Raw genomic sequence first — 26,732 nt, 5'->3', positions numbered from 1 at the left:
TTATTTATGAATAAAGGTACAAGTTTTGCGGGAATATTAATATTTCTTTCTTTTTTATCTACAATTTATTCTTACTTTTTTAATATAGAATTATTGATATATTCAGGTGCCATAGCTTGGGTCTCACTTATGATTTTATTCTCATCAATAAAGAAAAAAAAGATGTTATTGATTCTTTTTTCTTTAAGTTTTATAGCTTTTTTCATATCTTATATAAATGGTTTTAATATAAATATAATTAAAGTTTTTACTGTAAATCAGTACTTACTAACTCTTTTAATAGGAGTTGGATTTTTAAGACTTATTGCAATTCCTAAAAAAGATAAACAAAACAAACTTCCAATTGGAAAGGTCTCTTTTTTTAAAACTTATTTAGGTGTTCATTTATTTGGCTCTGTAATAAATCTTTCATCTTTGATTTTAGTAGCTGATAAGTTTTATAAAAAAGCACCTTTAACAAATGCTCAGATAATTCTTCTAACAAGAGCTTTTGCTTCAGATGCATATTGGTCTCCATTTTTTGTAGCTTTTGCTGCTGCTATTACTTATGCTCCTAATTTGTCTACATCTATAATTTTAGTAAATGGAATCTTTTTAGCCTTAGTAGCTTTTTTAATTTCATATCTTGAAGTGCTTAAAAACAAAGAGTTAAATATTGATGATTTTAGAGGTTATCCTCTCTCTTTTGATACTCTTTATTTGCCAATTTGTTTAGCATTTTTTGTACTTCTTACAAATCATTATTATCCTGAGATTAAAGTAATAATATTAGTCTCTTCTTTTGCTGTACTTTTAACTTTACTTGTCTTGCCAATAAAAAAAGGTTTAAAAAAAGCAAAAGAGAAATTATCTTGGCATATAAAAGAAGAGCTTCCAAATATGAAAATGGAAATGTCACTTTTCTTAGTTGCTGGAATGTTTGGTATTTCAATTAGTTCAATACTAATAGGACTTGATTTATCTTTACCTTTTGAAAAGTTTGATTGGTTTATTGCTTCAATTCTTTTAGCTATTTTTATTATTCTAGCTTTTGTAGGAATTCATCCAATTATTACAATTGCGATTATTGGAGATTTTTTATCAAGCGTTAATCATACCTTACTAGCAGTTACATTTTTAATGGCCTGGTCAACTACAGTTTCAACGTCTCCTTTTAGTGGCTTAAACTTAACAATTGTTGCAAGATATAAAGTCGAGGGGAAAAGAATATTTAAATTAAATATTTTATATGCATTAAAAATGTACATAGTTTGTGTTTTATGTCTATTTCTTTTATCAAATTTTCTTCAATTGTAATAAAATCATACAATTATCATATCACTAATGTATAATTTTCTCATAAAAGAGGTATGTGCAAACTCATTTGTATCCTTTCTGCTTCCTAAATTATAAATTTTTTGCATTTACCCTTTTTTTTAGTTACAATTAGCACATCTTACAAAAAGTGACTACTTTATGAATCTATTTTTAATATTATTATCAAAAATTTCACCTTTATATTTAAATATTATACTTGGATATATATTAACAAAATATCTAAAAGTTAGAAGAGATTATGTTGCTTTTATTCTTATTTATATTTTAGGTCCAGTTGTAATATTCTTTGCAACCTTATCAATTAATATTAACTTTCAATTACTTTTTTTACCCTTATTTGTCTTTATTTTTGGTTCAAGTATTGCTTTTTTCATATTATATAAATACAAAAATGAATGGAAAGATGCAAGTATAAATACCTTGGCTTTTACTTGTGGAACTGGAAATACAGGCTATTTTGGAATTCCTCTTGCAATGATATTATTATCTCCTGAAAATGCTAATATGTTTATTTTTGCTACTTTAGCATCTTTACTTTATGAAAATACGACAGGTTTTTATGTAACAGCAAAAGGCTCTTTTACAGCACGTCAATCAATTATTAAAATTATAAAACTACCCTTACTTTATGCTTTTATTGCAGGTCTTACTTTAAATGTAATAGGAGTTGATATTCCATCTTTTGTAGTACCATACTTTGAAGTTATAAAATGGGTATTTGGAATACTTGGAATGATGATGCTTGGTATGGGAATGAAAGGTTTTAATTTAGAAGAAGATATGGATAAAAAATATATAAAGATTGCATATTTCTTTAAGTTTATTTTTTGGCCAGCATCAATACTTTTAATTATATTTATGGATAAGAGTTTCTTTGGATTATTAAATCAAGATATTTATGATGTTTTATTTTTATTCTCAATTGTACCACTTGCAGGAAATACAATAACACTAGCAGTTTTGCTAAATGCAAAACCACAAAAAGCATCTTTTACAGTATTGCTAAGTAATTTAATTTCAATAATTTATATACCAATTATGCTATTTTTATATGGTGGAGTTTAGAAGAAATTAGTCTATAATTCTTCTAGATGTCCAGTAAGCTTTTTTATAAAAGGGTTTATCTACTTTAGAAAACTTTACACCTTTAATTGAAGCGTGCATAAAGTCACCATTTCCCATATAAACTCCAACATGTCTATCAACTTTTCCAGTTTTAAAGAATATTAAATCACCTAATTCAAGATCAGATTTAGCTACTTTTTTCCCTACTTTTACTTGTGTTCTAGTACTTCTAGGAATTTTGATATCAAATTTCTCTTTATAAATTCTTTGTGTAAAAGCTGAACAATCAATACCTTTTTTAGAGTTTCCTCCAAACCTATATTTTACATGTTTCCACTCATTATAAAAATCCATAAATTGCTTATTCATATCTATAGGATCATTTTTTACTTCTTTTTCTTCTAGTAGTTTTTTATACTCTTCTGGCGTTATTATAGGTTCATATGAAACTACAGGCTCTTTTTTCTCTATTAAAGGATTAGTATTATTTACTTCTGTATCAGTGATATTTTTATATAAAGTATTTTCTACAAAAACATCAGGTTTATTTTGACAACCCATTAAAAATAGAAATAATGGTAGTGCTAAATAAGATTTTTTAATCATTTTTTAATCCTTTTTATAATTATTATATTATTCATTATAGCGTTTATTTACTTAATCAAGAATCCTTTGAGATTTCCAATAGTGCTTGTTAAAGTAGACATTATCAAGCCTTGAGATAGTTACTCCTTTTTTACTAGAGGCATGCATAAACTTTCCATTTTCTGTATATATGCCTACATGGCGCGAATTTTTTCCTGTTTTAAAAAACACTAAATCCCCTGATTTTAATTGTGATTTTCTAATATTTTTACCCTTCTTTGATTGTTGAAGTGTAGTTCTTGGTATATTAATATTAAGTGTTTGCTTATATGCTTTTTGAATAAAAGCTGAGCAGTCAATACCTCTTTTAGAGTTTCCTCCAAACTTGTATTTTACTCCTCTCCATTCTTTATAGAACTTAGCAAAGTTTTTATTAATACTATTTTCTTCTTTTTGATTTTTTAAAATTGTATTTTGTAAGGAAGCACTAGGATAGTTTAAGTCAGTATTATTTGCTATGTTATTCTTCGACGAACAAGCTATAAAAAAAAAGGCTGATATTATAAGTAATAGTATATTTTTAATCATCTAGATATGATAATTAAAAAATAATTTTATGTCAAGTTCTATTTTTATGATGATATAATAAGAAAAAGATTTTTATTAAGGATATGAAATGCTTAAATCTATTTATTTAGTTTTTATTGTTTTGTTTTTTACTTCATGTAGTTCTTCAAAACTTACTAGTATAAATAATTATCTTGATATATCAAAGCAAAATAAGCAGTATACAAGTGATAGTTGTGCTTTTGATTCTTATATAATAAGTAGAGCAAATAGTGAATATGGAGATATTTTTATAGAACATTTTTCTTTAAATTCAAATTGTGAATGGAATGGTTTTCAAAGATCATATTTTGATAACTTATTTAAAGAAAAAACTGCAATAAAAACAATGGTAGCACTAGAAAGAATAGATTTCCCATCATATGAGTTTTCTACTTATTTAATAAATGATAAATATATACTAAATTTAATATATGAATATGCAGCTAATAAAAACACTTTTATACTTGATTATAAAGGAGAACTTTTTAGTGAAATGATTAAAAAGTTTGATAAAAACTATAAAAATAAATATTTAGAATATCAAAGATTTTCATCAAGATATAATAGTAGTTTAGTAAATCAAAATATAATTAAAAACTATTTTAATGAAGAGATAGAACCTTTAGATTAGAAAATAAATAGATTATTTAAATATACAATTTATGCACAATCTTTGCTAATAATATCTACAGTAGTTAATTTAAAAAGGAGCCAAGATGCTAAAAAGTATATTTTTATTGTTTATATGCATAATACTTTTTTCAGGATGCCATAGATATCATCATAATGTAAGAACAGTAATAAGTCCTGCAATAATTTTCAAACCATTTCACTTTAAAAGTAGATACCATCATGATTATAGAGGAAATTATAAAAGTTATTCAAATAGACACAGAGGTCACTAAGGTTTAGATATTTAGATATAATCTTTCAATGAAAAAGATTAATTTATTTATAGTTATATATTCTATTATTATCATTTTATCGGTTATGTATGCAACACAACCTTTACAACCTTTACTTGCAGAAAAATTTAATATTTCAATTATTAAAGCCTCGCAATTTACAGCAATAATTATGCTTTTTTTAGCAATATCACCTATTATTTATGGATATATTCTAGAAAAAGTATGTGCTAAAAAAATGCTTTTGCTTGCAACATTTACTTTACTTATAACAAATATATTTCTAGGGTTTTCAACAACATATGAAAGTTTTCTTTTTTTTAGAGTTTGTGAAGCCATTGTAACCCCTGCAATTTTAACAGCACTTATGTCAATCTTAGCAAATATTGATAAAGAAAATATCAAATTTAATATGTCAATATATGTGGCTTCTACAGTTTTTGGAGGTCTTTTAGGAAGACTTTTCTCCGGTTTCATTGCTACAAACTTTTCTTATGAATATGTTTTTTATTCTTTAAGTTTTGCACTATTTATCTCACTATTTTTAATTCAAAAGTTATCATATGAAGGTGAAGCAAATATTGTAAAACCAAAGCTAAAAGATATAAGTAATATTTTAAAAGATAAGCGTTTTGCATTAGTTTATTTTTTAATGTTTTGTATGTTTTATGTTTTTGCAGGTGTTTTAAATGTCTTACCTTTTAGAGTAAAAGATATCTCTTTAGATGTTACAGAGTTTCAAATAAGCTTATTATATTTAGGATATGGAATGGGAATACTTGTCTCTTTATCTTCAAAAAGAATAATAAACTTTTTTAAAAGTGAACATAATACTATTGTTTATGCCTTACTTCTCTTTACTTTTGTTAGTTTCTTTCTTTTAACAACAAATCTTATATTTTTATTTATTATGCTTTTTTTATTTTGTATTGGAATGTTTACAATTCATACAGTAAGTACTGGCTTAGCTAACTCAATGAAAGCTTCACAAAAAGCATTGACTTCAGGAATGTATCTTAGTTTTTATTATTTTGGAGGAGCAACGGGTTCTTTTATACCCTCAATTATATATGAAAAATATGGTTGGGATGTGATGATTTATAGTTTTATATTTGTCTTAACTCTAATGGTATTTGTAGTATTTAAATCAAAAAGTCTATTTTTAAAAGAGGTCTAGTTTAAATTAGACCTCTTTTTTAAAATCCTCTTAATGTTATACCTAAGTAAATAGCTATAATTCCTAAGATAATATTTAATGGAATGTAATATTTAGCAATTGGGGCTAAATTATTTTTAGCAGCTAAAAAATCACCTTCTATAAATGCTTTTTCTGCTTTGTTTCTTTTAATATAGATAATTATAAAAACTACAGTCATAACAGTCCATATAGCTTCTTTAGCTATTACAAAACTATATAAAGGTGTTCCTTTAAATCCTAAAGCTATTATCATGATAACAGCTGTTATAAGTAAGATTAAAATTGCTGGAATTACCATATTAAAAAATCTTTTTAAGTTTTCTAATGTTCGCTCAATTTTTATTTTTGGTTCTGCAATATTTTGAATTGAGTAATGAACTGCAAATCTAATTGCAATCATTCCTCCAACCCATAATACAGCTGAGATTACGTGTAAAAAAACTATTAGCGATGAAAAATTGTTAAATAATTCAGTCATTATTAGATATTCGCTTTAGCATATGTTAAAGCTTCTGTTTTTGCTTCTTTTATTTTACTTACGTCTTTTCCACCAGCTTGTGCAAAGTCAGGACGTCCACCGCCACCACCACCAACAATTGGTGCAATAGTTTTTATCCAATCACCAGCTTTGATATTTGTATTTTTACTACCAGCCACAAGCATAACTTTGTCACCTTTTGCTTGAAGTAATAGTACTGCAAGTTTATCATTTGCATTTTTTAAATCATCAACGATTTTTTTAATATCACCATTTTCAACAATATCAACAACAACTTTAACATCATCAATCATTTCTTCATATACAGGAGCTGCTGTTTGACTTTGTGCAACTTCAACTTCTTTTTTAAGCTCTTTTACTTGCTCTTTTAATTTCTTAATTCCAGCAATTGCATCTTTGTTTTTAATCTCAGCTTGTACTTCTTGATATTTTTTAATAATAGAGTTTGTGTATTCAATAGCAGCTAATCCACAAACTGCTTCAATTCTACGAACACCAGCACTTACTCCTGATTCTTTTGTTATATAAATTGAACCAATATCATGAGTATTTTTTACGTGTGTTCCTCCACAAAATTCTACAGAAACATCTCCAAAGCTTACAACTCTAACACTAGAACCATATTTTTCGCCAAACATAGCAATTGCGCCTTTGTTTTTAGCTTCTTTAATAGGTAGCTCTTCAACATCTCCAGAGATTCCTCTTGCAATCATTGAGTTAACTAAATCTTCTACTTCTTTGATTTGTGCTTCTGTCATAGCTTTTGGATATGTAAAGTCAAATCTTAATTTTGAAGTGTCATTTAAAGAACCAGCTTGTGCTACAGTATCACCTAAAACCATTTTAAGCGCACTTTGTAAAAGGTGAGTTGCACTATGATGTTTCTCTATTTCTTTTCTGTTTACTACAAGAGCTTGAACTTTTTCACCTTTTTTAAGAGTTGAATTTTCTATTTTTACTTTTGAAAGGTTTATATCATAGAATTTTGAAGTCTCTTCAACAATTGCAATATGCTCTTCATCTTCTAAAGCTCCCGTATCTCCACTTTGTCCACCAGATGTTGCATAAAATGGAGTTTTATCTAACATAACCCATCCAATTTGTCCAGCATTTAAAACTTCAACTTCTTGGAATTTTTCATCTAATAAAGCTACAATTACAGAGTTTTCAAATGTTTTTTCATATCCAACAAAAGTATTTTTACCATACTTTTCTAAAAGTGTTTTAAAATCACCCTCAGTAGCAGCATCTCCACTACCTTTCCAAGCAGCTTTTGCTTTTGTTTTTTGCTCTAACATTAACTCATCAAATTTAGCATTATCAACTTTTAGATTTTTATCTCTTAACATATCTTCTGTTAAGTCTAAAGGAAATCCATAAGTATCATAAAGTTTAAAAGCAATAGCACCACTAAATACATCAGTTGTTTTTGCTAACTCTTCATTAAAAATACTCATACCTAAGTCAATAGTCTTAAAGAATCTTTCTTCTTCAAGTGTTAATTGCTCTTTAATATAGTCAGCTTGGCTTTTTAAATCAGTATAATGTGAACCTAAAATTTCTACTAAAGTATCATATACTTTTGCTAAAAATGGTTTTCTAAACCCTAATAAGTATCCATGTCGTACTGCACGTCTTAAAATTCTTCTAGAAACGTAAGGTCTTCCTTCATTTCCAAATAAAATTCCTTGAGATAACATAAATGATGTTGCTCTTAAGTGATCTGCAATTACTCTGTATGAACCAATTGTTTCCTTATTTGCAGTTTTTCCAGCTAACTCTTCAATTTTTTTGATAATTGGTTGGAAGTTTGATGAATCAAAATTATTTAAAACACCTTCTTTAATAGCAATAACTCTCTCTAAACCCATTCCTGTATCAATTGATGGTTTAGGAAGTGGAACTAGTGTTCCATCTTTTTGTCTATCATATTGCATAAATACTAAGTTCCAGATTTCTAGGAATCTATCACCCTCTCCACCTAAACAATCTTCTTCTGAATTAAAGTCCTCTTCACCTTGGTCATAGAATATTTCACTACAAGGACCACAAGCTCCTGTATCTCCCATAGACCAGAAATTGTCTTTATCTCCAAATCTTTTGATTCTTGAAGCATCAATGTGCTCTTGCCATAGTTCATAAGCTTCATCATCACTTTCATGAATTGTTACCCATAATTTATCAATAGGAAGTTCAAGGTTAACAGTTATAAATTCCCAAGCATAAGCAATTGCATCTTTTTTAAAGTAATCACCAAAAGAGAAGTTTCCTAGCATTTCAAATAGTGTATGATGACGTGCTGTATATCCAACATTTTCTAAATCATTATGTTTTCCACCAGCTCTTATACATAATTGACAAGAAGTTGCTTTTGGATTTTCAGGTTTTGGAATTGCTCCTGTAAATATATCTTTAAATTGAACCATACCAGCGTTTGTAAACATAAGTGTTGGGTCATCAGGAACTAATGGCATTGATGAAACAATGTCATGTCCTTTGTTTTTAAAAAACTCTAAGTACTCTTTTCTAATATCCATGTGAATTATCCGTGTTAAATTTTAAAATATATTATCAAAAAATTGATTTATAAAAGATTAGTAAACTTAAGAATAATAAATAAAACTTATTTTAAGTTATGTGGAGTTATAATAAGTGAGTTTAATTTATATTTTTTTTAAATAAACGGAAATAAAATTTAATAACAAAAGGAAATAAAATGAGTAAATATACAGAACTAACTCCAGCAAACTTTGAAGAAATCACTAACAGTGGTGTATCTATGGTTGACTTTTGGGCTCCATGGTGTGGACCTTGTAGAATGATAGCTCCTGTAATTGAAGAATTAGCAGAAGAGTTTGAAGGAAAAGCAAACATTTGTAAAGTAAATACAGATGAAGAACAAGACTTAGCAGTAAAATATGGAATCAGATCTATTCCAACTATCATTTTCATGAAAGATGGTGAAGTTGTTGATCAAATGGTTGGTGCTTCTTCAAAACAAGCATTTACTGACAAAATTAACTCATTAATGTAATAAATACTATCAATTATTTAAAAAAGGTAAGACTTTTATAGTCTTACCTTTTTTTATGCCAAAAATCTTTAATCTTAGCTCTAAAGTCATATTAAAGTCATCTTTCTTCTTTATCATTTCAATATAAATAAATTGAATAAAAAGATAAGGAGTTTATCATGACACTAAGTAACAATATGAAAATGGCACTACCAATTATAATAGCTATTGTAGTTGCTGTTTTACCAACGCCTGAGGGCTTAAGTGTAAATGCACACTATTTCTTCGCAGTATTTTTAGGAGTAATCGTAGGATTGATTTTAGAACCAATTCCTGCAGCATTAATTGGTTTAACAGGGGTTTCTTTTGCAGCTGTTTTTGGTCTTGTAGGTGAAACTGCAAAAGCTAGTAGAACTTGGGCTTTAAGTGGTTTTTCAAATGGAGTAATATGGTTAATCTTTGCAGCATTTATGTTCGCTCTTGGTTATAGAAAATCTGGCTTAGGTAAAAGAATAGCTTTATTATTAGTAAAACTTCTTGGGAAAACGACTCTAGGTCTTGGATATGCAGTTGCTTTTGCTGATGGAATCTTAGCACCGTTTATGCCATCAAATACAGCAAGAAGTGCGGGAACTATTTTCCCAATAGCTATTAATATTCCACAAATGTTTAATTCAACTCCAGATAATGAGCCTCGAAAAATTGGTTCATATATTTCTTGGGTAGCAATTGCCGCAACTTGTGTAACTAGTTCTATGTTTTTAACAGCACTTGCACCAAATTTATTAGCAGTATCTTTAGTAGAAAAAAGTACAGGTATTACAATTGCATGGGGTGAATGGTTTAGTACATTAGCAATTATAATGATTCCTTTATTTTTACTAGTTCCATATTTAACATATATTGTTTACCCACCTGAACAAAAAAAATCTCCAGAAGCACCTGCTTGGGCTGCTAAAGAGTTAGTTTCAATGGGTCCTATTAGTAAAAAAGAGCTTATTATGTTAGGTCTTGGAATACTTGCTCTTGTTATGTGGATATTTGGTAAACAAATTGGAGTAAATGGCACAACAGCAGCCTTAGCAGTATTATGTTTACTTGTTTTAACAGATGTTATTACATGGGAAGATGTTATTACTAATAAAGCTGCAATAAATGTATTTATTTGGTTTGCTACTTTAGTTGCAATGGCGTCTGGCTTAAAACAAGTTGGATTCTTAAAATGGGCAGCAGGTTTAATTTCAGGTGGTTTAGTTGGCATGGATCCAGTTTCAATAGTAATACTTTTAGTTGTGTTATTCTTTGTATTTCACTATTTCTTTGCAAGTGTTACTGCACATACAGTTGCACTACTACCACTATTTTTAGGAGTTGCAGCAAATTTATTACCTGCAGAGATGATTCAACCTTTAGCATTACTATTAGTAGGTTCTTTAGGACTTATGGGGATTTTAACACCTTATGCAACTGGACCATCACCTATTTGGTATGGAGCTGGATATATTTCACAAGCAACATGGTGGAAATTAGGAGCAGTATTTGGAGTTATATATTTAAGTGCACTAGTTCTTTTAGGATATTCAATTCTTTAAACTCTCTATATTTAAAAAAAGGTAACAAGTCTATTTTGTTACCTTTTTTATATCTAATAGTTAGCAATAATCTACTATAATTGCTTTATGAAAAAACTATTAATTTTTAACATCCTTTTATCAACATTTTTTTTCTCATCTTTACTTTTTGCAAATTCTTCTGTTTTGATTATTAACTCTTATCACAAAGGTTATGAGTTTAGTGATAAGATAGTTTATGGATTAGAAAAAGTATTATATAAACATCAAGATATAGATTTTAATATTTTATATATGGATTCAAAAAGAATTACATCAAAAGAGTATTATAAAAATTTAAAAAATCTTTATAAAGTGCAACTTCAAAATCGTAATTATGATTTAGTAATAGCTGTTGATAGATTTGCTTATGATTTTGTTTTAGAAAACTACAATGAGTTTTTTTCTAAAGAATCTATTTTAGCTGTGGGAATTGAAAACTTTTCTCAAGAAAAAGCAAAAAAATATAATGTTGAAAATAAAGTTTCAGCTTTACTTGAAAAAAGAGACTTAGATTCAAATGTCAAACTAATAGAGACAATAATTCCAACAATTAAAAAACTATATGTAATAAATGATAAAAGCATAAATGCAAAACATACAGAACCATTGATAAAAGAGTTATTTGATAATTTTCATAATAAATACGAATTAATTTATTTAAGAGAAGATAATCTAAAAAATTTAGAGAAAAGATTTTCAAAATATGAAGAGAATAGTGCAATTTTATTTATTCGTTTTTATAAAAATAGTGATGGAAAACTAAATAAAAACCAAGCAATTGCTAAGTTTATAAAAAACTCTAAGGTTCCAGTATTTATTACAGACTCAATTTTAATAAAAAAGGCTCTGTTGGTGGGAAAATTGTTGATTTAGAAAAGTTTGGAAATAGTTCTGTTTTAATGGCTTTGGATATTATAAAAAATAAAAACTACGAGATTAAAAACTTTAATGATTTTGATTATGTATTTGATGCTAAAAAATTAGATCAATTTATACTTGCAGTAAATCAAGTACCTTATGAGTATGAAATTGTAAATAGAAGATTGACTTTTTATGATAAAAATAGAGGTTTAATAGATTTCGTTTTTACAATATCTCCTATTTTAGTTCTTCTAATAATTGGTTTATTTCATAATATATATTTACGTAAAAAAACAGAGAAGATGTTAATTCAAAGAATAGAGTTTGATTTAGTATTATTAAATGCTATTGAAAGTCCAATATTTTGGCAAAATAAAGATGGAAAAATTATTGATTCAAATAAAAAGTTTTGTAATTTCCTTAGTTTACAAAGTGAAGATATTTATGGTAAGAAATTAAAAGATTTTAAAGATAATGAAAATGCCTTAAAACTTTTATCAATATTTGATAAATATAAAGAGAATAAGAAGCTAAATACTCTTTTTAAATTTAAAACATCAAAGAATGAAAAGAAAATTTATTTTATAAAACAAGCTTCGTATTGTGATAGTAAAACAAAAGAGACAGGAACGGTTACTATTTTTACTGATATTACAAAAGAAAAAGAGTTTGAGTTAGAGCGTGAAAAGAATCAAGAGTTTGTAATACAGCAATCAAAACTTGCAGAAATTGGAGAAATATTTTCCTCAATTGCACATCAATGGAAATCGCCTTTAGTTGAAATTACAACAATAGCACAAGAGAGTTTTTATAGTTCAAACTCTAATACTAATGAAGATGAATCTTATGTAAAAGATATAATGACACAAGTTGATTATATGAATAAAACAATTAATGATTTTCAAAACTTTATTGTTCCCTCAAATGAAAAGAAGGTCTTTGATGCAAAAGAGTCTATTGATTCAATTTTACAGATTGTAAGTCATAATATCAAATATAACTATATAGATGTAGATATAAAAGTTTTTGAAAATACAAATACGAATATATATGGATATAGAAATGAGTTTATGCAATCTACTTTAAATATTATAAATAATGCTAAAGATGAACTTCTAAAAAATGATTTGAAAAATAGGAAAATAGATATAGAGTTTTATAATGAAGATGATAAATTAATTATAAAAATACAAGATAATGCAGGTGGAATTGAAAAAGCTAAAATAAAAAAGATTTTCAAACCTTATTATTCTACTAAAAAAGATGGACATGGAATTGGTCTGTATATGGCAAAAATGATTATAGAAGATAAAATGGATGGTAAAATCGAAGTTGAAAATATTAATAATGGAGCTTGTTTTAAAATGATTTTAGGGAATGTAGAGTGAAAATATTAATTCTTGAAGATAATGAAAGACTAATAAATGTTATGAAAATGGCTTTAGAAAAAGAGAGTTATAAAGTTGATACTTTTATAGATGGAGATGAGGCTTTAGCTGTTCTTGATAATGGATATAATTGTTTTATTTTAGATATTAATGTTCCTAATATTGATGGTATTTCACTTCTTGAATTATTAAGAATTAATCATAAAGATACACCTGTGATTATAATTAGTTCAAATCATGACTTGGAAAAAGTTCAAAAATCCTATGAATTGGGTTGTGATGATTATATAAAAAAGCCTTTTTATATCTTAGAATTAGTTCAAAAAGTAAAAAAATTATGTGTAATACAAAGAAGATTTCTAAAATTTGATGAGGTTTATGAATTTGATTTTATAAATCATATTTTGTATAAAGATAAAGAAGAGATAGAATTAACAAAAAAAGAGATACTTTTTTTAGAACTTTTTTCAAAAAACCTGCATCATGTAGCAAGTTATGAAGAGATCTCAGAGTATGTGTGGGAAGGTGATGACACTAATCTTACAAATATTAGAGCAATGATAAAAAGGCTAAGAAAAAAAATACCAAATGATTCAATAGTAATAACAAAAGGAATGGGGTATTCTTTAAATAAGAATGTAAAACTAATATAATAAAATTTATACAAAAGTTAAAATGGTTTTAATTAAACTATAACTTACAAAGATTTTAGTATTATTAGCTTTTTAATAAATACTATAAATTATAAACACTAAAATATAAGGAATTTGATATGTTAGATTTAGCAATTATTGGAGGAGGACCTGCAGGATTAACAGCTGGTCTTTATGCAACAAGAGGTGGTTTAAATAATGTTACAATGTTCGAAATGGGAATGCCTGGTGGACAAATAACAACTTCATCAGAGATTGAAAATTACCCAGGGCAAAAAGAAGTTGTAACGGGAATGGCTTTAATGGAAGATTGGCCAGAACAATGTAAAAGATTTGGTTTAAAACATGAAATGAACCAAGTTATGTCTGTTACAAAAAAAGATGAAGTTTTTACACTTACAACTGCAGATGGAAAAACTCAAGAAGCTAAAACAGTATTATTAGCAACTGGTTCAGTTCCTAGACGTGCAGGATTTAAAGGTGAAGATAAATTATTTGGACGAGGTGTTTCAACTTGTGCGACTTGTGATGGTTTTTTCTATAAAGGAAAAGAAGTTGCAGTAATTGGTGGTGGAGACACTGCTTTAGAAGAAGCTGTTTACTTATCAAAAATGTGTTCAAAAGTATATTTAGTTCATAGACGGGATACATATAGAGCAGCACCTTCAACTATTGAGCATATGAAAAATGCAGATAATATTGAAGAAGTTACAAACTGTGATATTGAAGAAGTTTATGGTGATAATATGGGAGTTACAGGTTTAAAAGTTAAATCTAAAATCTCTGGAGATATCAGAGATATTCCAGTTCCAGGTGTATTTGTTTTTGTAGGTCGTGATGTATTAAATGACTCATTAAAACAAGAAGATGGATCATTTTTATGTGAAACTAATAAAGCTGGTGAAATTGTTGTTGATTTAAGAATGAGAACAAATGTAGCAGGATTATATGCAGCTGGTGATGTTAGAATTGAAGCTTCTAAACAAGTAGTTTGTGCAGCAGGCGATGGTGCAACTGCAGCTGTTAATATTATTGAATATATTGGATAAAAGGGAAATTATAAAATATGATTAAAGTAGGAATTCTAGGTAGTACAGGAAGAGTTGGTTCATTATTAATTGATGATTTAGAGCATGATGAGCAAGCAAGAGTAGGTGCTGTTCATGTTTTTGATAAATTAACAAAACAATTACCTGAAGATACAGTTGTTACAAATGATATGAAAGTATTATTTGATTCTTCAGATGTAATTATTGATTTTAGTGCACCAGGTGCTACTGAAGCTTTATTAACAGAAGTTGTAGAAAATGGTGCAAGAAAACCTTTAGTAATTGCTACTACTGGATTTACAAAGCATCAACAAAACTTATTAATTGAAGCTAGTAAATTAGTACCTATTTTATATGCTACTAATATGAGTTTAGGAGTTGCTGTTTTAAATAAACTTGTAGCTCTTGCTTCTAAAACACTAGCAGATTTTGATATTGAAATTGTAGAACAACATCATAAACATAAAGTTGATTCACCTTCAGGAACAGCTCTAACACTTGCTGAACATGCAGCTGATGCTAGAGGTTTAGTTCTTGATGAAGTTAGAGTTTCTGGACGTGATGGACAAATTGGTGCAAGAACTAAAGATGAAATTGCAGTTATGGCATTAAGAGGTGGAGACATCGTAGGTCGTCATACTGTTGGTTTATATAATGATGGTGAATTTTTAGAATTAAATCATACTGCAACTGCTAGAAACACTTTTTCAAAAGGTGCTATAAAAGTTGCTAAATGGATAATTGCAAAAGAACCAAAATTATACTCAATCAATGACGCTTTAGGTCTATAAAAAGTAAATAATAAAATAAAATAAAACTAAGAGAAAAAAGACATTTTGACTGCAAGCAGTATTTGCTTCTTGCAGTCGTGCATCACTTTCACTTTTTTCTTTTTTTATAAGGTTAAATAAATGTGCGCAATAGTTGGAATTTATGGTAATGATAATGCTGCTAGATTAGCATCTTTAGCTCTGTTTGCAATGCAACATAGAGGTCAAGAAGCAACTGGTATTTCTTCATCATGTGATGGAAAAATTCACACGATAAAAAATAGAGGTTTAGTTTCAGATGTTTTTAAAGAGTCTGCATTAAAAGTACTAAAAGGTAATATGGCTATTGGTCATAATAGATACTCAACTGCAGGTGGAGATTCTATTTTAGATGCTCAGCCTGTATTTGCTAAGTATAAACTTGGTGAAATATCTATTGTTCACAATGGAAATTTAATCAATAAAGAAGAAGTGAGAAATGACTTAATTGATAAAGGTGCCATTTATCAAACAGGAATGGACACTGAGAATTTAATTCATCTAATTGCTAAAAATACAAAAGATAGATTAAGAGATAGAATTAAAGAAGCTTTAGAGCGAACTGTTGGAGCATACTGTTTTATTGTTCAATCAAGATCAAAACAGTTTGTAATTAGAGATAAATATGGTATTAGACCTTTATCTTTAGGAAAATTAAAATCAGGTGGTTATATTGTTGCATCTGAAACTTGTGCATTTGATTTAGTCGATGCTACATTTATAAGAGATGTTAATCCAGGAGAGATGTTAATCTTTAGTGAAGATTTTGAAGAACCAGAATCAATTCAACTTTTTGAACCAGAATTTAGACCATGTGCTTTTGAATATGTATATTTTGCAAGACCAGACTCTGTAATTGATGGAAAAAATGTATATAGAACAAGAGAACAAATGGGTAAGGCCTTAGCTAAAAATGATGCTAGTTCAACTATTAAGTATGATATGGTTGTTCCTGTTCCAGATTCAGGTGTTCCAGCTGCACTTGGTTATGCTGCTGAGAGTGGAGTTCCTTTTGAGTATGGAATAATAAGAAATCACTATGTTGGAAGAACATTTATTGAGCCAACACAAGAGATGAGAAACTTGAAAGTACGAATGAAGCTTTCACCTATGAAATCTTTAATTGCAGGTAAAACATTGCTTGTAATTGATGACTCAATTGTTCGAGGTACTACATCAAAAAGAATTGTAAAAATGCTTAAAGATGCTGGTGCAAAAGAGGTTCACTTTAGAGTTGCTTCTCCTGAAATAAAATTCCCTTGTTATTATGGTATTGATACACCTAATAAAGAAGAGTTAATTTCTAATAATATGAATAAAGATGAAGTATGCAAGTATATTGAAGCAGATTCTTTAGAGTATTTATCTGTAGATGATTTAGTAACAGCTATTGGATCTGATAGAAACTATGCATTAGAAAGCTTTGACGGGGATTATTTCGTAAAAGAGTAAAATGAATGAATTAAAAAATGTTTTAACTATTGGAAGATATTTCAAAAGTAAATTTGGTGAAAAAATATATAAAGTTCCTATCTCAATATCTGGGTTTACATGCCCAAATATTGATGGAACAGTGGCAAAAGGTGGTTGTTCTTTTTGTGAGAATGATTCCTTTTCTCCTAATTTACAAGAAAAGAAAACAAAGTTTAAACTAAACCCAAGAATAGAAGAAAATCCGTATTTAGATAATCAACTAAAACAGCTTGAAATGCAATTTAATGCAACAAGACAAAGATTAGAAAACAAGTTTGGAACTAAAAAATATATTGTTTATTTTCAATCTTTTACAAATACTTATGCGCCTTTTTCAACACTAAAAGCTTTATATGAAAAAGCTCTAAGTTTTGATAATGTAATTGGACTTAGTATTGGTACAAGAACAGACTGTGTTACTGATGAAATTTTAGATTATTTAAAAGATTTATCAAAAGATAAAGAGATATGGATTGAGTATGGAATACAATCTTTTTATGACGATACACTTGAGACTATTAATCGTGGTGATAGTGTAGAAAACATGAAATATTGGATTACTAGAAGTAAAGAAAAAGGTTTAAATGTTTGTGGACATTTAATATATGGACTTCCTAATGAAACTCAAGAGATGATGCTAGAGAGTTTTAAGCAAACAGTTGAATTAAATGTAGATTCTGTTAAGTTTCATCCTTTGTATGTAGTTAAAAATACATTACTTACAAATGAGTTTAGAAAAGGAAGATTTACTCCAATTAGTGAAGAGTTATATATTGATACAGTTGTAAAATCAATTGTTGATTTACCTTCAAATATTTCAGTTCAAAGAATAACAGCTGGAATTGATGATGATAGTTTATTATCACCTGATTGGTGTAGAAATAAACACTCACAAATGAAAAAAATTAGAACAGCTTTAGAAGAAGTTGGTTTTAATTATTAATTAATTTTAATTAGAAATTGAACCCTTAGAGTATATACTCTAAGGTTTTATTTTTTTAATTCAATCTCATATATATCAGTTCTTCTGTCTTTTAAATTTGTAACACTTCCTAAACTATGTAACTCTTTTAGCAATTCTAAATCAACATCAGCAATTAAAATCATCTCTGTATTTGGAGTAGATTCAGCTTTTATTCCATTTGCAGGAAATGCAAAATCACATGGTGTAAATACAGCAGATTGAGCATATTGAATATCCATATTACTAACTTTTGGAAGGTTACCAACACAACCAGCTATTGCTACATAACACTCATTTTCAATTGCTCTTGCTTGTGAACAAAATCTTACTCTTGAGTAACCATTTTGAGTATCAGTTAAAAATGGAACAAATAATATATCCATTCCTTCATTTGCAAGCATTCTTCCTAATTCTGGGAATTCACTATCATAACAAATAAGAACACCAATTTTTCCACAATCAGTATTGAATGTTTTTACTTCATTTGCACCTTTTAATCCCCAAACTTTCTTTTCATCAGGAGTTACATGCATTTTTGCATATTTTTCAACTGAACCATCACGTCTACATAAGAAACCAACATTATATAAATCGCCATCAACTAGTTCAGGCATACTTCCTGTAATAATATTTATATTATATGCAATTGCTAATCTTGAAAACTCTTCTTTAAATTTAGGTGTAAATTTAGCTAATTCTCTAATAGCCTCAGCTTCTCCTAAATGATTAAATGCAGCCATTAAAGGAGCATTAAAAAACTCAGGGAATAGGGCAAAATCACTTCGGTAATTTGATACTGCATCAACAAAATATTCAGCTTGTTCTAGAACTTCTTCAATATTTTTATAAGGTCTTACTTGCCACTGTATAAGTCCTAATCTTATTACAGTTTTTTGTTGCATTGGAGCCTTTGAAGGTTTTGAATAATAGATATTATCCCATGCTAATAATGAGGCATATTCACAACTTTCAATATCCCCTTCTAGATAGTTTTTTAAAACTCTTTTTACATAAAAATCATTTGATAGTTGAAAATTTAATACAGGGTCATAAATCTCTCTTTCTCGAACTTTTGAAATATACTCTTTTGGTGTTAATTCCTTAGAATACTTTTTATAATTTGGAAGCCTACCTCCAAATATAATACCTCTTAGATTTAGTTCTTCACAAAGCTCTTGTCTAAATTCGTATAATCTTCGTCCAAGTCTTAACCCTCTATATTTTTTGCTAACAAAAACATCTACACCATAAAGTGTATCTCCATTATCATCATGAGTGTTAAATGAATAATTTCCAGTAATTTCTTTATATGTATGTGAATCATCAAACTTGTTATAATCTACAACAATGCTAAGTGCAAATGCAGCAAGTTCTCCATCAACTTTTATTCCAACTTGTCCTTTTGGAAATTTTTTTAGAAGAATTGTAAACTCTTCTAAAGTCCAAGATGAATCATCTAAATGTCGATATTCATCATTCATAAGAAATACTATTTTTTTATGATCTTCAATTGTAAGATATGTAAGTTCTATTTTATCAATTGCATCCATTTTATGCCTTTAATTTTAAGTACATATATAAGTAGTTATATAAGGATGTGTATTATAAGATAATTATTAGGAATTAATCCTAATAATTATTTGATTTTAAGTAGATAGTCAACAACATTGTCAATAAAGGCATCATGTTTTCTATCTTTTCTATATGCAATATATAGTTTTCTTACCATTTTTTGATTATTTATTCTTGATTCAAATAATGCACCTGATTTAAGTAATGATTCAATTGCATTTCTTGAAACAATAGAAACAGTTGGTGTCATAGTTTTGTCTGAATGTAAAACAGTCTGTACAATAGTTGTTGCACTTGTAACTTCACTTGTAACATCAAAAGTATCACAATCAGGAAAATCAGCTTTATCAAGGTTTTCTTTAAAAATAGCTCTTGTATTTGATTCAGGATTTCTACAAACCCATTTATATGATAATAAATCTTCAGCTTTTGCTTTTGCTGGTAATTTTTGATTGGAAAATATTACTATTTCATCTTCCATCCATTCTCTATAAATAATATCATCATTAGCTACATAGTTTTCAACTAATGCAATATCAATTTTTTTATCTAATAAATCCTCAATAGCTTCATGTGAAACTGAAACATTTATTGAAACTTCATTATTAATATTCTCTTTTAGATTGTTTAAAAATCTTGGTAATATGTAATTCCCAATAATAAATGATGCACCAAATACAAAAGTTACATCTTTATTCATAATCTTTAGTAATTCTTTTTCTCCATTAGAAACACATTTTTCTATTTTTAAAGCAATAGAGTAAAGCATTTGACCCTCTTTTGTAAGTCTAATACCATTCTTTTTTCTATCAACTACTTGAATATCTAAATAATCTTCAATAAATCTCATTTGTTGTGTAACCGCAGGTTGTGAAATACCAAGTTTTGCTGAAGCTTTTGAAAAAGACTTTTCTCTAACAACAGTTAAAAAAGTCTGCAATTTAGCAAAATCTGTTAGCATTATATCCTCCGTGAAATAATTTATGATTATCATAACATTTATTTATATATAGAATAATTAAGAATAATGAATTTATTTAATATATGCTATAATTATATATTATGGGAGAAGAAATGTCAGAAAATTTATTATCATTATTAAATGATTCGCAAAAAAGTGCAGCTGAACACATTGATGGTTCACTACTAATTCTTGCAGGTGCAGGTTCGGGGAAAACAAAAACAATTACGACAAGATTAGCTTATCTAATTTCTATAGGAATAGATCCAAGTTCAATATTAACCTTAACTTTTACAAATAAAGCGGCTTCTGAAATGAGAGAAAGAGCACACAGCTTAATTAATCAAGCATTTTTAAATACTCCACCTTTATTATGTACATTTCATAAATTTGGATTATTATTTCTAAAGTTTCATATGAGTGAACTAGGAAGAAAAAACAACTTTATTATAATCGATACAGATGATAAAAAAAGAATTATAAAATCTATTGATAAAGAGATTACAACATCACTTTTAGTATCTGAAATATCTAAATATAAAAATACATTAATATCACCAACAGAAGCAATTGCAGCTGCTCAATTAAAGCTATATCAGCAAATTGCACTTGTATATCAAAAATATCAGGAATATCTTTTAAAAAACAATCTAGTAGATTTTGATGATTTGTTATTATTGCCTTATGAAATATTAAAAAAGAATCAAAAATTAGCAGAGCAAACAAGCCAAAGATATCAATATATTATGGTTGATGAGTACCAAGATACTAATGAACTTCAATATAGATTATTAAGACTTTTATGTTCAACTCACAATAACCTTTGTGTAGTTGGGGATGATGATCAAAGTATTTATGGTTGGAGAGGTGCAACTATAAAAAATATTCTAAATTTTTCGAAAGATTTTGAAGATACAAAAGTAGTGAAATTAGAAAAAAACTATAGATCTACAGATACTATTTTAAATCATGCAAATCAATTAATTGAACACAATCGTGATAGATTAGGTAAAAAATTAGAAGGAACTAGGAAAAAAGGTGATTCAATAAAAGTTTATGAATCACATGATGAAAATGAGGAAACTAGAAAAATAATTGATGATATTAAATCATTATTAGATAGTGGAACTAATGCAAAAGATATAGCAATATTATTTAGAGTTAATGCACTTTCAAGGTCGCTTGAAGAAGGCTTTAATAAAGCTGGATTAAACTACAAATTAGTAGGTGGTATGAAGTTCTATGAAAGAGCTGAGATTAAAGATTTAATAGCATTTTTTAGAATTTTAACAAATGCAAATGATAACTTCTCTTTAAAAAGAATTGTGAATAAACCAAAACGTGGTATTGGTAAAACAACAATTGATAAACTTGAAGCAAAATCAATAGAAACAAAAAAACCAATTTTTCAACTTATTCAAGAGTTAAATGCTGATGAATTAGCAGGAATTGTTGGTAAGAAAAATTCAAGAACATTAAAAGTTTTTGAAGCTTCAATAATGGATTTAAAAGATGTTTTAGAAGAATCAAAGATGAAGTTTTTAGATGCATTTGAAGATACATTTGATTACAGAGCTTCATATGATAATGTTCCAGATGGTTTTGAGAGACAAGGAAATGTTGATGAGTTCTATGGATATATTAGAGACTATTTTATTCAAAATCCTCACTTAGAGTTAAAAGACTTTTTAAATGAAATTGCTTTAGAGAGTGAAAATGGTGAATATAATAATGAAGCTATTTCTATGATGAGTATTCATGCTTCAAAAGGTTTAGAATTTAGAAACTTGATTATAATTGGACTTGAAGAAGGATTCTTCCCGCTAACAGGAGATGGTTCTGATATTGAAGAAGAAAGAAGACTTGGTTATGTTGCAGTTACAAGAGCTATGGATAACTTAACTCTATCTTTTGTGCATTCAAGATTTTATAAAGGGAAAAGAGCAATTTTACAAAAAAGTAGATTTTTAAGTGAATCTGGACTTATTAAAGGTTCTTTAACAATTGAAAAACACTCAGCTTATAGAAAAGGTGACTTAGTACAGCACAAAATTTTTGGTATGGGAAGAGTTCAAAAAGCAAATAAAGCTGGAAAAGATTATAAGCTTACAATCAATTTTGGTGGTACATCAAGAGATATTTTATCATCATTTGTTGAAAAAATATAGAATAAGACAAAAGCATCATGCAAAAAAGACTTTATAATAAAGAACCCTTAAATAAGTTAGTAGTTGTTAAAAAACCAATTTTTACATCTTCTAATTCATATTTAAATAGAATAAAAAGAAAATACAAAAATAAAAAAGCAGGATTCTCTGGAACTCTTGATCCTTTTGCTTGTGGATGTTTAATTGTAGCTTTTGGACAATATTCAAAACTATTTAAATATCTTTCAAAAACTCCAAAAACATATAAAGCAGTTATTTGGTTAGGAGTTCAATCAGATTCTTTTGATATAGAAAATGTAACAAGTATAAATGAGTCAAAAACTTTAGATAAGCAAAATATAATAAAAGAGATTGAAAAACTAAAAGGTGAAATAGAATACACTCCTCCAAAATTTTCAGCAAAGAAAATTGATGGAAAACGAGCTTATGATTTAGCACGTGATGGAATTGAGTTTGAAATGAAAAAATCTATAATGAATATTTTAGATACAAAGTTTATAAACTATAATCATCCTTTTATAACTTTTGAAGCTAGTGTTAGCGAGGGTTCATATATAAGATCATTAGCACAAATATTGTGTGAAAGATTAAATGCAAAAGGAACTTTATCTTATTTAGAAAGAATTAACGAGGGAAAATTTTTTTATGAAAATGAAAAAGATTTAAATCCTTTAGATTATTTAGATATTCCTGTAAATAATTACTTAGGTACAAAACAGTGGTTATTTGATGGTAAAAAAATCTCTATTGATTATTTAGAAACAAAAGAAAATGGAAAATATTTAATTGTTTTTGATGATTTTTTTAGTATTGTTGAAATTATAGAAAAAGATGTAACTTACTTATTGAATAAGGTAACAAGATGACAAACTATAAGTCATATGCAAAAGTTAATATATTTTTGAAAATTGCCAATAAGAGAGATACTTATCATGAACTCGTATCCAGATTTGTACGAGTTCATAATTTGTACGATAATATGTCATTTGTTAAAACTAATAAGAAGGCTATGGATATTATAGGAGATTTTGGATGTAAATTAGAATCCAATACTGTATATAAAGCATACATTTTACTAAAAAAATACAAAGGTGTTGAAGAATTTTTTAATACTTATAGTGTAAAAATAGATAAAAATATCCCTGAGTTTGCTGGACTTGGTGGTGGCAGTTCAAATGCTGCTACATTTCTTATTATGGTAAATAAATATTGTGAATTAAATCTATCAAAAGATGAACTTTGTAAAATTGCAATGAAAATAGGTGCTGATGTTCCTTTTTTTGTTTATGAATATGATAGTGCAAATGTAAGAGGTATTGGAGAAATTGTAGAAAAGTTTGATGAAGAAGTTTTAGATATTGAAACTATTACACCAAAAATTGAGTGTAATACAGGTGAAATATTTAAAGTTTTTAGAGAAAAGTTTTATAAACAAATTTCAAAAGAAGATGCTAAACGCTTATTATCAATGAATTCTTTAGATATTTTAAAAGAGTTCAATATATATGAAGCAAATGATTTATATGAACCTGCTATTACTACAAAACCAGAATTAAAAGAGTATGCAAAGAAAAACTGGTATTTTAGTGGTAGTGGAAGTTCATTTTTTAAGGTAAACAATGGCTAAGAAAAAAGAAGAAAAAAAGAATTTAGTTTTCAAAAATAAAAAAGCTTTTCATGATTTTACAATCATGGAATCAATGGAAGCTGGAATTGTATTAGAGGGTAGTGAAGTAAAAGCTATGCGTGAAGGACGTGCAAATTTAAAAGACTCATTTGTTCGTATTATTAAAGGGGAAGTGTTTTTATTTAATATGCATATTTCTCATTTAAATACAGCTCATGTAACATATAGACCAGATGAACGAAGAGAAAGAAAACTTCTTTTACATAATAAACAAATTGCAAAACTTTTTGAAAAAGTTACTAAAGATGGAATCTCTATTGTTCCTTTAAAGATGTATTTCAATGCAAAAAATAAAGTAAAAGTTCAAATTGCTACTGCACAAGGTAAAAAACTTCATGATAAAAGAGAAGATTTAAAGAAAAAAACTATGCAAAGAGAGACTCAAATAGCTATCAAAAACTGGAAGTAATTATAGTAATTAATTGCTTCATCAAAGTAGCATGAAAATGACAAAAAATAATTATTTTTTTACTTGTAAAAACTTCACAAATGAAATTATGATTAAAATTAATTTACTAGCTTAGATAAAATAAAATTTAGATTTTTCTTTTTTCTATTATGGTTTTGATAATTGTTATGATTATATGTATAGCCTAAATATAGCGAAACAGGACAAATTATATCTCTTTTAGACAAATATCAATATTTAAATAACTATAACTTAAACTTATAATTCTTCAAATATTAAGAAATACACTCTTTATCTCAAACTTTATAATTCCCATAAGTTTAGATTTATCGCTTAATATTATTTTTTATTAAATATTATTCTTAAATTGTACTAAAATTAAGTAAATATTTAGAGCATTTTAGTTAAGATATTTTCATAAGTGACGTATTGTGACTTGTATATAAAATTAGTAGGAGGAGATTGATGCAAAACGGTGCACAAATTGAGTACGATTACTCAGTTGCAAAAGCCTTTACATTTGCAACAATTTTGTTTGGTATCATAGGTATGACAATTGGTGTTGTACTTGCGTTTCAATTGGCGTTTCCTGAGTTAAATAACTTAGCTGGGGAGTATGGTACGTTTAGTAGATTAAGACCTTTACACACAAATGGTGTTGCTTTTGGTTTTACTTTAAGTGGTGTTTTTGCTTCGTGGTATTACATTGGGCAAAGAGTATTAAAAGTTTCTTTAAAAGAATCTCCATTTTTAATGGGCGTAGCAAAATTACATTTTGCAATTTATTTTATCACTATTCTTTTAGCTGTAGTTACTCTATTCATGGGTATTACAACTTCAAAAGAGTATGCTGAATTAGAATGGCCATTAGATATTTTAGTTGTTGTATTCTGGGTTTTATGGGGAGTATCAATCTTTGGACTAGTAGGAATTAGAAGAGAAAGAACTCTTTATATTTCTTTATGGTACTTTATTGCTACTTTTATTGCAATTGCAATGTTATATTTATTCAATAACATGGAAGTTCCAACTGCATTAGTATCAGGATATGGTTCATGGATACATTCAGTTTCTATGTATGCAGGTACGAATGATGCATTAGTACAATGGTGGTATGGACACAATGCTGTTGCATTCGTTTTCACAACTCCAATTATTGCAATGATTTATTATTTCCTTCCAAAAGAATCAGGTCAAAATGTTTATTCATATAAACTTTCGATTTTAGCTTTCTGGGGATTAATGTTCGTTTACTTATGGGCTGGTGGTCATCACCTTATTTATTCAACTGTTCCTGACTGGATGCAAACAATGGGTTCTGTAATGTCAGTTGTATTAATTTTACCATCATGGGGATCTGCTATTAATATGCTTTTAACTATGAAAGGTGAGTGGCAACAGTTACAAACTAATACACTAATTAAGTTTATGGTATTAGCATCAACATTCTATATGTTATCAACTATTGAAGGTCCTATTCAAGCGATCAAATCAGTAAATGCAATTGCGCACTTTACAGATTGGATTCCAGGTCACGTTCATGATGGTGTTTTAGGATGGGTTGTATTTATGGTAATGGCAGCATTATTCCATATGGTTCCAAGAATGTATAAAAGAGAACTTTACTCTAAATCATTAATGGATACACAATTCTGGTTACAAACTACAGGTATCGTTTTATACTTTACTTCTATGTGGATTGCAGGTATTACTCAAGGTATGATGTGGAGAGCATATGATGAATATGGTTCTTTAGTTTATTCATTCATTGATACAGTAACTGTATTACAACCATATTACACAATTAGAGCAGTTGGTGGGTTATTGTACCTTATTGGATTCTTTATGTTCGCGTTTAATATTTATAAAACTATTAAATGTGGAAGAGTATTAGATAAAGAACCTACAAACACTACACCTGTAGCTGCGTAAGA

The 26,732-nt window shown here is 27.7% G+C and carries 25 protein-coding genes; 19 read left to right on the top strand and 6 right to left on the bottom strand.

Annotated features, from left to right (window positions below; genetic code table 11):
- Window positions 1-6: 6 nt before the first annotated feature.
- The gene (locus GBG18_RS02485) at window positions 7-1,296 is read left to right on the top strand and encodes a tellurium resistance protein TerC (protein WP_152188083.1); all 1,290 of its coding nucleotides are present in this window, start codon (window positions 7-9) and stop codon (window positions 1,294-1,296) included.
- Window positions 1,297-1,455: 159 nt separating this feature from the next.
- The gene (locus tag GBG18_RS02480) at window positions 1,456-2,382 is read left to right on the top strand and encodes an AEC family transporter (protein WP_152188081.1); all 927 of its coding nucleotides are present in this window, start codon (window positions 1,456-1,458) and stop codon (window positions 2,380-2,382) included.
- Between the two features lie 6 nt (window positions 2,383-2,388).
- Here GBG18_RS02480 and GBG18_RS02475 read toward each other — a convergent pair whose 3' ends face one another.
- Entirely contained in the window at window positions 2,389-2,988 is a 600-nt protein-coding gene (locus GBG18_RS02475) for an NlpC/P60 family protein (RefSeq protein WP_152188080.1), read from the bottom strand.
- 51 nt (window positions 2,989-3,039) lie between these two features.
- On the bottom strand, window positions 3,040-3,555 hold the full coding sequence (locus GBG18_RS02470; RefSeq protein WP_152188078.1) for an NlpC/P60 family protein: 516 nt from the start codon (window positions 3,553-3,555) through the stop codon (window positions 3,040-3,042).
- Between the two features lie 88 nt (window positions 3,556-3,643).
- On the opposite strand from GBG18_RS02470, the gene GBG18_RS02465 reads away from it, so the two are divergent.
- From GBG18_RS02465 to GBG18_RS02455, 3 genes are all read left to right on the top strand, one after another.
- On the top strand, window positions 3,644-4,207 hold the full coding sequence (locus GBG18_RS02465; RefSeq protein ID WP_152188076.1) for a hypothetical protein: 564 nt from the start codon (window positions 3,644-3,646) through the stop codon (window positions 4,205-4,207).
- 85 nt (window positions 4,208-4,292) lie between these two features.
- Entirely contained in the window at window positions 4,293-4,481 is a 189-nt protein-coding gene (locus tag GBG18_RS02460; protein ID WP_152188075.1) for a hypothetical protein, read from the top strand.
- A gap of 28 nt (window positions 4,482-4,509) precedes the next feature.
- The gene (locus GBG18_RS02455; RefSeq protein WP_152188073.1) at window positions 4,510-5,658 is read left to right on the top strand and encodes an MFS transporter; all 1,149 of its coding nucleotides are present in this window, start codon (window positions 4,510-4,512) and stop codon (window positions 5,656-5,658) included.
- A gap of 19 nt (window positions 5,659-5,677) precedes the next feature.
- On the opposite strand, the gene GBG18_RS02450 is transcribed toward GBG18_RS02455, so the two are convergent.
- Together GBG18_RS02450 and alaS are read right to left on the bottom strand one after the other, a co-directional pair.
- Window positions 5,678-6,157 carry a hypothetical protein gene (locus tag GBG18_RS02450; protein WP_152188071.1) on the bottom strand — a complete coding sequence of 160 codons (480 nt, stop codon included), beginning with the start codon at window positions 6,155-6,157 and terminating at the stop codon, window positions 5,678-5,680.
- Window positions 6,158-6,159: 2 nt separating this feature from the next.
- Complete coding sequence (gene alaS / locus GBG18_RS02445) at window positions 6,160-8,715, bottom strand: alanine--tRNA ligase (protein WP_152188069.1); 2,556 nt, start codon at window positions 8,713-8,715, stop codon at window positions 6,160-6,162.
- A gap of 179 nt (window positions 8,716-8,894) precedes the next feature.
- Between alaS and trxA the strand changes: the two genes are divergently transcribed.
- The 9 genes from trxA (at window position 8,895) to mnmL (ending at window position 17,980) form a co-directional block, all read left to right on the top strand.
- On the top strand, window positions 8,895-9,212 hold the full coding sequence (gene trxA / locus GBG18_RS02440) for a thioredoxin (RefSeq protein WP_152188067.1): 318 nt from the start codon (window positions 8,895-8,897) through the stop codon (window positions 9,210-9,212).
- Window positions 9,213-9,370: 158 nt separating this feature from the next.
- Entirely contained in the window at window positions 9,371-10,783 is a 1,413-nt protein-coding gene (locus tag GBG18_RS02435) for a DASS family sodium-coupled anion symporter (RefSeq protein ID WP_152188065.1), read from the top strand.
- Window positions 10,784-10,870: 87 nt separating this feature from the next.
- On the top strand, window positions 10,871-11,677 hold the full coding sequence (locus tag GBG18_RS02430) for a hypothetical protein (protein WP_152188063.1): 807 nt from the start codon (window positions 10,871-10,873) through the stop codon (window positions 11,675-11,677).
- A gap of 32 nt (window positions 11,678-11,709) precedes the next feature.
- Window positions 11,710-13,053, top strand: coding sequence for a PAS domain-containing sensor histidine kinase (locus GBG18_RS02425; RefSeq protein ID WP_193311052.1), 1,344 nt, complete (start codon window positions 11,710-11,712; stop codon window positions 13,051-13,053).
- Entirely contained in the window at window positions 13,050-13,706 is a 657-nt protein-coding gene (locus GBG18_RS02420) for a response regulator transcription factor (protein ID WP_152188059.1), read from the top strand. The genes GBG18_RS02425 and GBG18_RS02420 overlap by 4 nt, the downstream gene beginning before the upstream one ends.
- Window positions 13,707-13,825: 119 nt before the next feature.
- The gene (gene trxB / locus GBG18_RS02415) at window positions 13,826-14,755 is read left to right on the top strand and encodes a thioredoxin-disulfide reductase (RefSeq protein WP_152188058.1); all 930 of its coding nucleotides are present in this window, start codon (window positions 13,826-13,828) and stop codon (window positions 14,753-14,755) included.
- Between the two features lie 17 nt (window positions 14,756-14,772).
- Window positions 14,773-15,546, top strand: coding sequence for a 4-hydroxy-tetrahydrodipicolinate reductase (gene dapB, locus GBG18_RS02410; RefSeq protein WP_152188056.1), 774 nt, complete (start codon window positions 14,773-14,775; stop codon window positions 15,544-15,546).
- 120 nt (window positions 15,547-15,666) lie between these two features.
- Window positions 15,667-17,016, top strand: coding sequence for an amidophosphoribosyltransferase (purF, locus tag GBG18_RS02405; RefSeq protein WP_152188054.1), 1,350 nt, complete (start codon window positions 15,667-15,669; stop codon window positions 17,014-17,016).
- 1 nt (window position 17,017) lies between these two features.
- The gene (gene mnmL, locus GBG18_RS02400; protein ID WP_152188052.1) at window positions 17,018-17,980 is read left to right on the top strand and encodes a tRNA modification radical SAM protein MnmL/YtqA; all 963 of its coding nucleotides are present in this window, start codon (window positions 17,018-17,020) and stop codon (window positions 17,978-17,980) included.
- 47 nt (window positions 17,981-18,027) lie between these two features.
- Here the strand turns inward: mnmL and GBG18_RS02395 are convergent, their stop codons facing one another.
- Both GBG18_RS02395 and GBG18_RS02390 read right to left on the bottom strand, forming a co-directional pair.
- Window positions 18,028-19,551, bottom strand: a complete 1,524-nt coding sequence (locus GBG18_RS02395) for a bifunctional GNAT family N-acetyltransferase/carbon-nitrogen hydrolase family protein (protein WP_152188050.1) — start codon at window positions 19,549-19,551, stop codon at window positions 18,028-18,030.
- Window positions 19,552-19,637: 86 nt separating this feature from the next.
- Entirely contained in the window at window positions 19,638-20,534 is an 897-nt protein-coding gene (locus tag GBG18_RS02390; protein WP_152188048.1) for a LysR family transcriptional regulator, read from the bottom strand.
- Window positions 20,535-20,647: 113 nt separating this feature from the next.
- On the opposite strand from GBG18_RS02390, the gene GBG18_RS02385 reads away from it, so the two are divergent.
- From GBG18_RS02385 to ccoN, 5 genes are all read left to right on the top strand, one after another.
- Window positions 20,648-22,702, top strand: a complete 2,055-nt coding sequence (locus GBG18_RS02385) for an ATP-dependent helicase (protein WP_152188046.1) — start codon at window positions 20,648-20,650, stop codon at window positions 22,700-22,702.
- 17 nt (window positions 22,703-22,719) lie between these two features.
- A complete protein-coding gene (truB, locus tag GBG18_RS02380) occupies window positions 22,720-23,568 on the top strand; it encodes a tRNA pseudouridine(55) synthase TruB (protein WP_152188044.1) in 849 nt (282 codons plus the stop codon).
- Window positions 23,565-24,329 carry a 4-(cytidine 5'-diphospho)-2-C-methyl-D-erythritol kinase gene (locus tag GBG18_RS02375; RefSeq protein WP_152188042.1) on the top strand — a complete coding sequence of 255 codons (765 nt, stop codon included), beginning with the start codon at window positions 23,565-23,567 and terminating at the stop codon, window positions 24,327-24,329. Before truB ends, GBG18_RS02375 begins: the two co-directional genes overlap by 4 nt.
- Window positions 24,322-24,798 (top strand): SsrA-binding protein SmpB, encoded by a 477-nt coding sequence (gene smpB / locus GBG18_RS02370; RefSeq protein ID WP_152188040.1) that lies wholly within the window; start codon window positions 24,322-24,324, stop codon window positions 24,796-24,798. The genes GBG18_RS02375 and smpB overlap by 8 nt, the downstream gene beginning before the upstream one ends.
- A 465-nt stretch (window positions 24,799-25,263) precedes the next feature.
- The gene (gene ccoN, locus GBG18_RS02365; protein WP_152188038.1) at window positions 25,264-26,730 is read left to right on the top strand and encodes a cytochrome-c oxidase, cbb3-type subunit I; all 1,467 of its coding nucleotides are present in this window, start codon (window positions 25,264-25,266) and stop codon (window positions 26,728-26,730) included.
- The last annotated feature ends 2 nt before the right edge of the window (window positions 26,731-26,732 follow it).

The sequence above is a fragment of the Poseidonibacter ostreae genome (assembly GCF_009208075.1).
In the GTDB taxonomy this organism is placed as follows: domain Bacteria; phylum Campylobacterota; class Campylobacteria; order Campylobacterales; family Arcobacteraceae; genus Poseidonibacter; species Poseidonibacter ostreae.
Note: the sequence above shows the minus strand (reverse complement) of the source record. Positions and strands in the feature narration are given on the sequence as shown.